Raw genomic sequence first — 11,730 nt, 5'->3', positions numbered from 1 at the left:
GGAGAACGAATGAATAAGAAATATACAAATCAAATTCATACTGATATGAGTTTTAAACCGAAAGATATTATAAGTTTAATGACGGATTACTTTAAAATAAAATCAAAGCTGCGTCCTATAAAGGATTTGCCTATCGTTTTATCAAATAAAGATAATGAATCGTTAGAGAGTGTTACATGGTTTGGCCATTCTGCTTCTCTTTTGAAAATAGAAGGTAAAAAACTATTATTAGACCCTATGTTTGGAGATGCCTCTTCCCCATTTCCTTTGTTTAATAGTAAACGCTATAGTGGTACTTTTTCTTTAGAACGTGATGACCTTCAAGAAATTGATGCGATTATCATTTCTCATAATCACTATGATCATTTGAATTACAAAAGTATTATGCAGTTAAAAGATCGCGCAAAGCACTTTTATGTTCCAACTGGAGTTGCACAATATCTTATTAAATGGGGTGTTTCGCCTAGTAAAATTAGTGAACATAATTGGTGGGACGAAATTACGTTTGATAATATTAAGTTAGTATGTGCGCCTGCAAGGCATTTCTCGGGACGTGGTATGACAGATAGAGATCGTTCATTATGGTGTTCATGGCTTATTCTTGGTCAAGAGACTAAAATTTTCTTTAGTGGTGATAGCGGTTATGCCCCTCACTTTAAGGAAATTGGTGATAAATACGGTCCATTCGATCTTACATTAATGGAATGCGGGCAATATGATCCGAGGTGGTCTGCTATTCATATGTTGCCTGAAGAAACGGTACAAGCTCATATTGATGTTAAAGGAGAATTACTTCTTCCGATTCATTGGGGTGCCTTTACGTTAGCATTACACGAATGGAGTGACCCGATAGAACGTATTACGAAAGAAGCTAACCGTTTAGGAGTTAAAATTACAACGCCTCAAATTGGTGAATCTATTACGTTAAAATCTACAAATTATCCTTCATCCGCTTGGTGGAAGGAAATTTAATTTTAAAATATAAAAAGAGCGAATCCTCTTATAAAGAATTCGCTCTTTTTTCTGTATTTAAACTTATTTCACAATATTGGATTTCCCACTATCTAAAACTCTATTTGCTGGTACACTGGACATTTCAATCACTGTATTCATACTTTTATCAGTTAGTTCAATGAGTTCGTTTTCATGTTTTATTTTATTTAAATCCCACACCATCCCATGAAATTCATTATACTGACCACTTACTTTTATAATGCTTTTTGTTTTATTTGAAGGCTGTATTTGAAGATTTGTAAATTGATTCCCACTAATTTCATTTGGCGTAGTTACTTGACTATCCATATAAATCATATTCACACAGTCTTCTAAAGAAAAGTTCATAAAACGATTGGCATTTATCCAAGCTTGTCCGGTGCTCGGTTTTTTTGCTACTAATTTTAGTCCGGTTTCCATTCCTACAATTTTAATGTTTTCGAAGTTAACAAACGAAATTTCATTTTCTTTTCCAGCAGAGTATAAAGAAATTCCGGTACCTTTATTCGTTTCCGTCCAATTGATAATATTTATATCTTTTATTTGTGTTTTGTTCCAAGTGTTATAATATTTATTTTTACCGTCTAAATAAATAACTTCAGAGCTAAATTTAGGATCGTCAATAGCTACATACGCTCCTTCAATGGATGCGTTGTTCTCCAGTTCTAGAACTCTAAAGTTTCCCTCAACTACAAATTGGGATCCATAACCAAATAATAATTTCACACCTTTTTTAACAATGATTGGTGACGTAATTTTATACTTCTTATCATCAAGTAATACCGTTTTAATTTTACTAGATTCTGCTTTATTAATAGCAGATTGTATTTTTATTGAATCATTTGCCCCTTTAAAGTTTTCTACATACAAGTTAGTACTTTTAGCCGCATAGTCTTTTTTGTTGTATTGATAAAAAGCAAAAGTAATTAAAACTATACCAATGAGTAAAACAATTATTTTCTTCATCATACTCACCCCATATCGATTAATCTATGGCTTTTATATTGAGGTTATTATTATTTTGCTTTGTATTTCAGATTACCATTGCTGCTTTGTCTATGATTGAATTATATTATGTAGGATTTAGTAAACTGTTTGCTTTACTAATACATCATTCTTATAATGTATTGATTTATGATTTCATAAAACAAAAGTCTGCTTGTACATAATGTAATTCCTTCCTCTATCCCTAATAAGCTCTTACTGGTGATATAAGATGTACTGCTGCAGATTGTTCTCCTGCTTCAATCAATATCGGTCTCATAGAACCGCCAAAGCTTAAAGTAATCGTTTCTTCTTTTATTGCTCGTAAAGCATCAACCATAAAACGCCCATCGAAAGATATATTTAATTGTTTTTCACCTTGAATCGCATCTATTTGTTGCGTTTCGGATATTTTCCCAATTTGAGAAGCGTTTGAAGAAATTTTAATTGTGGATTCGTTTATGATTTCTAAGTTAACATTGTTATTGGCCCATTCACTTGCTAATAAACTTGATCGGTCTACACCTTGTAATATCTTTTTTCTATCTACGTTAATAATCGTTTTAAAATCATTTGGAATAAGGTTAGAAATATTAGGATATTTCCCTTCAATTAGTCTTGAATATAATGTAGTTGTTCCGAGCGTAAATATAATATGACTCTCTGAAAGGTAGATATATACGAATTTCGAATTGCTGTTCATTAATTTTAGAAGTTCATTAATGGTTGCGCTTGGTACAATACAATTTGCTTTTACATCTGAGGAAAGTCGCGTTTCACGTATCGCTAGTCTATGTGAGTCAGTTGCAGCACAAATTAACTTATTATTAGATAACTCTATATGCACCCCAGTAAGAACAGGTCTAGATTCATTTTTTGCTACCGCAAAAACTGTTTGTTTAAATACTTCAATCAATTGCTCTGTCTCTACTTTGATTTCTGCATGATTGTCTATAAGTGGTACATTCGGAAACTCATCTGCAGGAAATCCATTTAAACTTAATGTGATTTCTTCTGATTGTATCTTAATAATTTGCTCATTCTTACTTTTTATTGCTATATCACTTGGCATTTTCTTTATTATTTCAATGAAATACTTTGCAGGTACAACAATAGTTCCTGCCTTTAAAATAGTTGCAATCTTTTCGTCTTCAATTAAAACAGGAATGAATTTTTCAATAAAAATATTCGAGTTACTTGCAATTAAAGTAATTCCAGATTGATCTGCAGTTATTTTTATACCAGATAATATAGGAATTAAAGATTTTGTTGATATTGCTTTGTTGACTTCTGAAAGTGCTTGAGTGAATTGTTTGTGATTAACGATAAACTCCATGTTTTCCCCGCCTTACATGAGATAATATTTTTATGAAGATTGATGAACGATTGTTCCGTTAAAAAAATAAGGTACTGTTTCTTTCTTTTGTAATAAATCTAGTAAATGTTCTGGTATGCGTAAATATGGAGCTGCTATATGTAATTCCATCCAAGTAATCTCTTCAATTTCTTTTGGCCTTGATATATATGTCTCTCCGCCAATTATTTCACCTAGAAAATTAAAGAAAATTGCATGATGATCTCTTTCCTCGAAAAAGGCTTCGCTGATAGAACAAATCCCTTTTACGTTTATATGTAACCCTGTTTCTTCTTTTACTTCTCGAATTACTGCTTCTTCCAATGTTTCTCCTAATTTAACTGCGCCACCTGGTAATGTATAATAAGAACCATTTTCCCCTTTGTTTTTTACCATTAAAATCTTTTCATTAGTTTTATCGTACAAAATCGCGTATGTAACATTAACTTTTTTCATATGTACCTCCTCTATTTTTAATAAAAGGAATTTTCTGTCTTCTATTCATTCTACCATTAACTCCTTTTAATATATATAAGTTAGTTAAGTCTTGCCTTTACCACTATTGGTGGAGTTAATAAGAATAGGCTACTGATATAAAAAAAGAACGTACCTTAGGAAGATTATCCAAAGTACGTTCTTGCAGTTTTAGAATAAAAATTGATCCAATTAATACTGAAATTAATAATAACCTCGCCCTTATTGCATGTGTATTCCAAATACTAATGTTAACAAATTCTATATACTTTTTAGCCGTTTTTCTAAATAATAATGATTATGTCCTTTCGGATAATCTTCACTTACTCCGATTACTTTATATCCATGCTTCTTATAAAAATCAGGCGCCTGAAAACTAAAAGTATCTAAATTGATTAACCTGCACTCTTTTTCAATTGCAAATTCTTCAATAAGTTTTATTAACTTGGTTCCGTAACCTTCATGTCTATATTCTTCAGAAACCCATAGAAAGTCAACGTGTATATGGTGCCAAAAAGTTATTGCTGTTACCCCACCTACTATTTCTTCTTTTTCATTTCTTACTATGAAACTAACCTTTTCTGAAGGTGTTTTTTCTTCATCTGCGAGATATTTTTGATTGTATTCAATTACTTTCTCTCTTATGTAATCACTATCTTCTTGTACCCACTGCTGTACTATTTTCATTTTAAGTGTCACGCTCCTTTTTACTTATCTATTCAATTTTAAAATGATATTGTCCTGTCTTTAATGAGTTGGTAAAGAAGCAAAGTTAATGGAATAAAAAAGAGCCCTAGTATGAGGACTCTTTTTAAAATTAAGCTACTTTCCGATGTAAATGTTTTAGTTCCTTTTTCTTCTCTGCATTTGGTGGACGGATTAATATTGAAATAATGAAGGAAATAACACTTAAAACACCAATTATAATGAAAGTTGGTTGAAATCCTCCAAGTATCGCTCCAATGAATGATCCTGCAAGCGCACCAAATCCGAAACCTTGGTAGACAATCCCGTAATTTGTACTATGGTTTTTTAATCCAAAGAAATCTCCGACAATAGCTGGGAATATAGTTATATTACCGCCGAAGCAAAAGGCGACACTTGCTACACAAGCAAAATAGATTCCGTAATTTAGCGGAATAAAACTTAAAGTAAAGACTGACAATCCTATAATAATAAACGTTGCAGAGACAATTTTCATTCGCCCGATTTTATCTGATAACGTCCCAAGAATGATTCTACCTACTGTATTAAAGATTGCAATCATAGCAACGGCGTTTGCAGCGGTTGCTGCGCTAAGTCCAACGAGTTGTACACCGATATCTTTTACCATACTGATTAAATACAAACCACCCATACACGAGGTGAATAACATAAAAAATAGCAGATATACTTGTTTCGTTCGCATCATTTCACGCGGAGTATAGTCATTGTGTAATGTTTCAGTTACAGCATTACTTACAATTGCCTCACGTAAGAAGAACGATCCGATTAACACTAAAAGTAACACGATAATACCCCAATATAAGAATGCTTGTGATACACCAAGGTTATCGATAAGATTTCCGTTTATATATCTAAAGATTAAGCTGCCCATTCCATACGCTGATACAGATATACCTGAAATAAGCCCTTTCCGATTTGGAAACCATTTAATTAAATTAGATAGTGATGTAATATAAGCTGTTCCATCCGCATAACCAACAACGACACCAGCTAATAAATATAATAGTGGTAAGGAAGAAACTTGTGAACTAAGTATTAAGCCGAGTCCTAAAACAATTCCTGCAGTAGCAATAAGTTTCCGAAGTCCTAATTTTTTCTGTAACTTTGCTGCAAATAAAGTTGAGAATGATAAAGAAAAACTTGTTATAGAGAAAGTTATCGCTACTGCATTAAGATTCCATCCAAACTTACTTACAAGGGGTTGATTAAATAAACTCCATGTATAAATTGTTCCAAGTCCAATTTGAACAATGATTGTACCTAGAACAATTAGTAACGGATTTATAGAAGTTTGTTTCATACTAACTGTCCCCTTCTTTTATCTTGACATGAATTTTCACAGTTAGTATATCCATCATAAATTGCAAGATACTGTACGGAAAATGGTAATTAAGTTCATATACACAAAAAGACACTTCATAAAGAAGTGCCTTTTGCAGGTTATATCAGATATTTCTAAAGAAAGCTTTGTTAAGATAAGACATTTTCAAATGCTTATGTATATATGTTATCAAATAATTTCTTAAATGTTATGAGACTTAAGACGTATTTTTCATTCATCATATAGTCGGATGAAAAATTAATATTCGATTTCATCAAAATCTTTCGGCTGCGGTACAGTTTGCATATTAGCTGCATCTTTAGGATCGCTATAAATTGCATTTTGCTCTGTATTTACATCTTTTATATTTTGTTTTTTATTTTTGTTCACTTTATCTTTCACTTTCAATCACTCCTTTTTGTTATAGGAGTAATTATGCCCTATTACCGTTACTAAATGTATCAGCGACTAAATTACTAAATTCACGTAAATAATATAAGTAATTATCACCGCCGTAGTTATATCTTTTGTTATACATTTTTGCAACAACTACATTATATTCAGGTATTACTAAAATGGTCGGTCCAGTAATCCCTAATATTTGATACGACCCTTTTGGAACACGTTCACCAAGTTTGCTTAATTGCGCAGGCTCATTTTGGATGAACCAAAACAATCCATTTTGTGGTAGCTCTTTGTTTATATATGTTGGACTCTGCAAACTCGTAGCGATTTTTATAACTTCTTTTGGAACAATTTGTTTACCATCTATCCCACCTTGATTTAAATGAAGATTGCCCCACTGCGCAAATTCTCTAGCTGAGACAAACAAATTTTTTTCAGTACCGTCATCTACCGTACCAATTTCACTAATTGCGTCTTCATTTGGATTATTAACAACGTCAACTAAATTTTCATCTCGCTGAACTCTCCAACCTGTTTCTTGAAAATTAGCAGGCTTAAACACACGCTCCTTTAACAATTCAGGAAAACTTTTGTTATATAGCTGATAAATAAGACGTGTCATCATTCTTACATTAATATCTCTATACGCCCATGATTGCCCCGGTGCAAATTCACGAAAAATTGTCCTGTCATTCGTTTCTTCTAATCCGTGCGAATGTGTTACTAAATGTCTTATCGTCGTTTTACTAAGCAATGCAGGATCAAAGTCTTTAAAATATTTTATCGCTTCATCATCAATAGAGTTTATTTTCCCCTCATAAAGCGCATACGCTATCATTAATCCTAAATAACTTTTTCTAGCAGAAGCAACGTTAAATTGTGAAGATGCTGTTACTCTCTTGGTTGTAGATGTATTTGAGTGATAACCACTATAATGCTCTAGTACGATTTTATTATCTTTTATAATACAAAGTGCTGTAGCAGAACTATGATTTTTTTCTTTTATATCCTCTACCCAAGAAATCAACTTATCATATGTATACAAATAAATCCCCCTTAATACACATCAAAATTACAGCATGAAAGAAAAGTGCAAAATAGTTTTTACACCTTTCTTTCATATAAAATAACTTGAATTTTCTATACTTAAATAATCCACCAGTTCCAGCAATTAAAGCAACTGAAACATCCTGCGCATCCTATGCATCCGCCGCAACGACCTGCACAACCACCACATCTACCGCCACATCCACCGCAACGTCCACCACAACCGCCACATCCGCCGCAACGACGTGCATCGTCTTGAATGTAATAGTATGGATATTGACTTTGTTGTTGATCCCAATACACAACATTGCCAGTTTGATAATCATTAAGGTTTAATGATTGTAGTTCTTGTTGAAACTGATTCATTATGAAACCCTCCATTTATAAATGTAAATTCCGTCCAAATATTAAAGTTAATAAATTCTTTTAAACAAAGTAGAAACAAGACTATAGACTAAATGCGTACATCAACAAAATATGAACTTACACTAGGTGATGTACCTTGTTTTTCAGCCTATTTTCTTTATATTCATTCGATGGACGTATTTACTATAAATAAAGTGATTTAAAAATTACTAATCCAACAATTTAGTAGTTCATCACTTAACTTTCTTTCTAGTAATTCCTTCACTAAAGGCATTGGCATGATTTCATAATGATTTAAGGCTTCTTTATTATAATCTATCCAGTGAAATGCTAAATGAGACTCGCTAGATTTCGGTGTTAAGTCCGTATGTAAATCTTGTGACTCTACTTCAAAAATGTGGTTAATTTCATGATGAAGCACTTCTTTATCTTGCCATTGATTTTCTATGACGCCTAAAAATTGTTGTATACTACAGTTTACTCCAAGTTCTTCTCTTAACTCTCTTTTTAATGCATTCTCTGCTGATTCTCCAATTTCAACATGGCCACCAGGTAAAAAATAATGATGGCCGATATATTCAGCAACTAATAATTTTTCATCTTTTATCATGACTGCTCGTACAATATGATGAAATTTACTTTTCAATTGATATTCCTCCTAGTTATTTAATGTATAGTTTCTCAAAATAGTCATTTAGTATTGGTATAATATAAATCATAGGTGTTTCATACGGATGAATATCATTAATAACTTCAAGAGCATCTTTTACAAGTTCTCGTTTACACTTTATTTCAACTTTACATTCTTGTCCTTCGCATATTTGACCAATTTCTCCATTAAAAGGAGATGCCTCTTCTAAAGGTCTCCAATATCCTTTCACTGAACTATAGGAAAGACAATGGTCATATTCGCCCGTTTTACATGCTCCAATTTTATTTAATTCATCCCTTAATGTTTCAATATATTCTTCAGGAATGAACACTTCAATTTTCACTTCAGTAAATTGCATATTTCATTTCACACCTTTACTTCTTAATAGTTAAACAAATAAACGGTATACTTGCTCACCATCATACTCCTGTCCTAATGATATGAAACCATATCGTTCATATAATTTCTTTGCAGAGAGATTATCTTTATGTACGGTTAATCTTATTTCTTTACACGATTTAAAAGTATTTTTTATTATATCAATACTTTCTTGTAATGCTGCTTTTCCATAACCATTACCTTGTTGCGATTGATCAATAATAAATCCGTTAATCCAATACATATCCGATGTCTCTATTACAACAGCATGCATAACAAAACCAACCATAAGGTCACCATCGTATATAGCGAATGGTATGTACTCTACATTGTCACCATCTGGTTTTATATATACTTTAGCAAGTGAAACTGCTACAGCGGGGACAAATTTTCTTTGATCTTCTTTAACTTGTAACTTTAATGCATCTTCCCAATTGTCTCTCGTAACAACCTTTAACTGGACATTCAATATTGTAAGCTCCTTTATCTAGAGGATGTATTTTTATATTCAACGCATTGAAATAATTCCCTTTTTCGACAGCAACTTATAACATAATTTTTATAAAATCTTGAATGAATTTTTCTGCATCTATTTCTAAAGCTATACGGGCTCCTTCAGATTTAGAGTTAGGGCGAAAATCAGCAAATGTTTGTCCTTTCGTATCTCCGTATGTATCTACATTTACTGTACGATGCACAAATTCAAAAAAACTTGGATTTACTAATCCGCTTATTGCAACCACATCATGTAGCAAAGGTCCTTCCATAGATGGATTAAGTTTTTGGTATGCGGATAGATAGTAGTCATACATTGGTTTCATTATCATATGAAATGGATTCTTTGCATTAGCTTGAATATAGTTAAATACATTTGGTGTTAACACAGCTTTGTTTGTTACATTTAAAGGGAATATGAATAAATTCTTTGCTTGATGGAAAACAATTTTACTTGCTATCGGATCTCCATACACGTTTGCCTCTGCTAATGGCGTAACGTTTCCTACTTCTAAAAAAACACCACCCATGAAATAGATTCCTTTTACATTTAGCATTAAATCATTCCATAAATTAAAAGCAATTGCTAACGAGGTAGATCTTCCTACATCAACAATCGTTAAATCTTTTCCGTACTTTATAAGAATCGCAGCAATACTGCCGAAATTATATATTGGAATAGATAATATATTTCCTGGAACATGGATGGGCCCTAATCCTTCTGCTCCGTGAATTTCAGGATAGTACGTAGTGATTTCTTCTGTCAGTGGTTTTGTTGCACCACTAATGACAGGAATGTTTTGTCTATTTGCTAACTGTAAAATATACGCTGCATTATGTGCAGCATGTATATGCTCAACATTTCCGTATCCGGTTACAATACCGACAATTTCAATTTCGGGATGCAGTAAACCATACATAATGGCAAATGAGTCATCAATACCTGGATCTCCGAAAAATAATACTTTTTCCAAGAAATACTCTCCCTTCATAAAAACATAGAGTCATCAATAACTATGTATATGAAAAAAGCAAGTATATCTATGCGAATTTTAGAATGGATAATGTTTTACAAAACATTAAAAAGGAACTAGCGAATGCTAATTCCTTTCTTCAGTAACCATTCTCAAATTTAATTAATTATCGTATCCTTCATAAATTGCATCATTTATTAGATTTTGTGTTTTTTTATCATCAGGTACAGGCTTCCACCAATTTCCTGTAATAAATAACATAGTTAATAAATTATAACTATCACTAAAATAACTTTCTCTCTTATTCTTCATCCAATCCCAACCACTATTTACCCACTTTTGATTATTGCTACTCGTTATACTTGCAGCAATAAACGGTGAAACAAATACAGCAGTTGGATAACTACCAATATTGGATCCATTTAATTGATAACCATCCACAATTTTAGAAGGATTTCCATTCGTTTTATTTTGAATCCATGAAGAGACTTTATCAGAAATGACTTTACTTCGCTTCTCGCCGTACATCGCATAGTCCATTACAATTCTTAAAGGTACTCGACTAGCATTATAATAATATGCATTTGTATATTCTGACTCATCTAAGAAGTCTTTAGGTGCGGGTTGTGGTGGGTTTTTTACAACGAAATCTGAAATAAGTCCTGTATTTGGAGAGTACTTATTACTAAATTGCGTATAAACATCGTACAAATTATTAATAACAGTAAGCCAAGTTTTATCACCTGTAAATTCATAAAATGCTCTAAGGTGTGACATCATCCAATCAGATGGTCTCGTATCAAGTGAACTTTTAGAATCCCAATCTCCTAAATTTAGTCGGTTATTATTTGTAACATTACTAGCTTTAATACCTTTTGTAATCATGTCTTGTGCTTCTTTCAAATAATTAACTGTTCCATTAGATCCCCACTGCTTATGAGCAAGAAGAAGAGAATACGCAATATCTAAATCTCCATCAGTAGCAGAATCAAAATGACCTTGTGCTTTTTTACTATCTGCGACAACCCATCCCATTAAATTAGGATTTTGAGAGCTTTTAAAAGTTCTTGCTGTTTTAAATAATCCGTCATATATTTTTTGAGCATTCGAATCATAACCAGCCATTAATACTGTAATTATCATCCCATACCCTTGACCTTCTGAAGTTCCAAGTGGCTTAAACCCATCCGCATCACCTGTAATCTCTCCTTTTACGTAATAACCACCAGGTAAAGAAGATAAATCATTTTTCAAATATTTCTTTTTCCAATTATCGTAGTAACTTCTTACAGAAGCATTTAAACTTTCCTGTGTAACATGATTCGGTTTTATAACACCTGCATAATTAACTTGCTGGGGAAATGGTTTCATTTCCTTTGCAGCAGCTACTTGTTGATTAACTACGGGAATAGAATTTTGTATTGAATTGTCCGTTACACTTGCTGCGAAACTAGAATTAGAAAAACTAGCTAGTCCGATTCCTACAATAGAAATACATGTAAAAATATTTCTTTTTCCATTCATTATGTTGTCAGCTCCTTTTAAAATGCTTACTACATAA

General features: G+C 32.4%; 14 protein-coding genes. 1 reads left to right on the top strand and 13 read right to left on the bottom strand.

What is annotated here, in order from left to right:
* Positions 1-9 precede the first annotated feature (9 nt).
* Positions 10-972, top strand: a complete 963-nt coding sequence (locus tag ACUN13_RS15145; protein ID WP_001037060.1) for an MBL fold metallo-hydrolase — start codon at positions 10-12, stop codon at positions 970-972.
* A 63-nt stretch (positions 973-1,035) separates the two neighbouring features.
* Here ACUN13_RS15145 and ACUN13_RS15140 read toward each other — a convergent pair whose 3' ends face one another.
* From ACUN13_RS15140 to ACUN13_RS15080, 13 genes are all read right to left on the bottom strand, one after another.
* A complete protein-coding gene (locus ACUN13_RS15140) occupies positions 1,036-1,959 on the bottom strand; it encodes a hypothetical protein (RefSeq protein WP_025687532.1) in 924 nt (307 codons plus the stop codon).
* Between the two features lie 223 nt (positions 1,960-2,182).
* Complete coding sequence (dnaN, locus tag ACUN13_RS15135; protein WP_025687533.1) at positions 2,183-3,313, bottom strand: DNA polymerase III subunit beta; 1,131 nt, start codon at positions 3,311-3,313, stop codon at positions 2,183-2,185.
* 30 nt (positions 3,314-3,343) lie between these two features.
* Positions 3,344-3,787, bottom strand: a complete 444-nt coding sequence (locus tag ACUN13_RS15130; protein ID WP_000757601.1) for an NUDIX hydrolase — start codon at positions 3,785-3,787, stop codon at positions 3,344-3,346.
* Positions 3,788-4,066: 279 nt separating this feature from the next.
* On the bottom strand, positions 4,067-4,492 hold the full coding sequence (locus ACUN13_RS15125) for a GNAT family N-acetyltransferase (protein ID WP_025687534.1): 426 nt from the start codon (positions 4,490-4,492) through the stop codon (positions 4,067-4,069).
* 130 nt (positions 4,493-4,622) lie between these two features.
* A complete protein-coding gene (locus ACUN13_RS15120; RefSeq protein ID WP_025687535.1) occupies positions 4,623-5,831 on the bottom strand; it encodes an L-lactate MFS transporter in 1,209 nt (402 codons plus the stop codon).
* A gap of 279 nt (positions 5,832-6,110) precedes the next feature.
* Positions 6,111-6,254, bottom strand: a complete 144-nt coding sequence (locus tag ACUN13_RS15115; RefSeq protein WP_000653680.1) for a hypothetical protein — start codon at positions 6,252-6,254, stop codon at positions 6,111-6,113.
* Positions 6,255-6,285: 31 nt separating this feature from the next.
* The gene (locus ACUN13_RS15110) at positions 6,286-7,302 is read right to left on the bottom strand and encodes a serine hydrolase domain-containing protein (RefSeq protein ID WP_409532059.1); all 1,017 of its coding nucleotides are present in this window, start codon (positions 7,300-7,302) and stop codon (positions 6,286-6,288) included.
* Between the two features lie 101 nt (positions 7,303-7,403).
* On the bottom strand, positions 7,404-7,670 hold the full coding sequence (locus ACUN13_RS15105) for a heterocycloanthracin/sonorensin family bacteriocin (protein WP_001071389.1): 267 nt from the start codon (positions 7,668-7,670) through the stop codon (positions 7,404-7,406).
* A 199-nt stretch (positions 7,671-7,869) separates the two neighbouring features.
* A complete protein-coding gene (locus tag ACUN13_RS15100; RefSeq protein WP_000836832.1) occupies positions 7,870-8,316 on the bottom strand; it encodes an NUDIX domain-containing protein in 447 nt (148 codons plus the stop codon).
* Positions 8,317-8,332: 16 nt separating this feature from the next.
* Positions 8,333-8,680 (bottom strand): divalent cation tolerance protein CutA, encoded by a 348-nt coding sequence (gene cutA / locus ACUN13_RS15095; protein WP_001160791.1) that lies wholly within the window; start codon positions 8,678-8,680, stop codon positions 8,333-8,335.
* A gap of 30 nt (positions 8,681-8,710) precedes the next feature.
* The gene (locus ACUN13_RS15090; RefSeq protein ID WP_001102671.1) at positions 8,711-9,169 is read right to left on the bottom strand and encodes a GNAT family N-acetyltransferase; all 459 of its coding nucleotides are present in this window, start codon (positions 9,167-9,169) and stop codon (positions 8,711-8,713) included.
* Between the two features lie 76 nt (positions 9,170-9,245).
* Positions 9,246-10,169: a nucleoside hydrolase gene (locus tag ACUN13_RS15085; RefSeq protein WP_342761894.1), complete on the bottom strand. Its 924-nt coding sequence runs from the start codon at positions 10,167-10,169 to the stop codon at positions 9,246-9,248.
* A gap of 162 nt (positions 10,170-10,331) precedes the next feature.
* Positions 10,332-11,693 (bottom strand): glycosyl hydrolase family 8, encoded by a 1,362-nt coding sequence (locus ACUN13_RS15080; protein ID WP_001013617.1) that lies wholly within the window; start codon positions 11,691-11,693, stop codon positions 10,332-10,334.
* Positions 11,694-11,730: the final 37 nt, after the last annotated feature.

The sequence above is a fragment of the Bacillus cereus group sp. Bce041 genome (genome assembly GCF_052646455.1).
The sequence above is the reverse complement of the archived record's forward strand: the minus strand, read 5'-3'. Positions and strand labels throughout refer to the sequence as shown.

Excerpts from the sequence above, each read along its gene's own strand:
- ACUN13_RS15145 (WP_001037060.1), top strand. The coding sequence starts at position 10 with ATGAATAAGAAATATACAAATCAAATTCATACTGATATGAGTTTTAAA.
- dnaN (WP_025687533.1), bottom strand. The coding sequence starts at position 3,313 with ATGGAGTTTATCGTTAATCACAAACAATTCACTCAAGCACTTTCAGAA.
- ACUN13_RS15105 (WP_001071389.1), bottom strand. The coding sequence starts at position 7,670 with ATGAATCAGTTTCAACAAGAACTACAATCATTAAACCTTAATGATTAT.
- ACUN13_RS15125 (WP_025687534.1), bottom strand. The coding sequence starts at position 4,492 with ATGAAAATAGTACAGCAGTGGGTACAAGAAGATAGTGATTACATAAGA.
- cutA (WP_001160791.1), bottom strand. The coding sequence starts at position 8,680 with ATGCAATTTACTGAAGTGAAAATTGAAGTGTTCATTCCTGAAGAATAT.
- ACUN13_RS15140 (WP_025687532.1), bottom strand. The coding sequence starts at position 1,959 with ATGAAGAAAATAATTGTTTTACTCATTGGTATAGTTTTAATTACTTTT.
- ACUN13_RS15120 (WP_025687535.1), bottom strand. The coding sequence starts at position 5,831 with ATGAAACAAACTTCTATAAATCCGTTACTAATTGTTCTAGGTACAATC.
- ACUN13_RS15130 (WP_000757601.1), bottom strand. The coding sequence starts at position 3,787 with ATGAAAAAAGTTAATGTTACATACGCGATTTTGTACGATAAAACTAAT.
- ACUN13_RS15080 (WP_001013617.1), bottom strand. The coding sequence starts at position 11,693 with ATGAATGGAAAAAGAAATATTTTTACATGTATTTCTATTGTAGGAATC.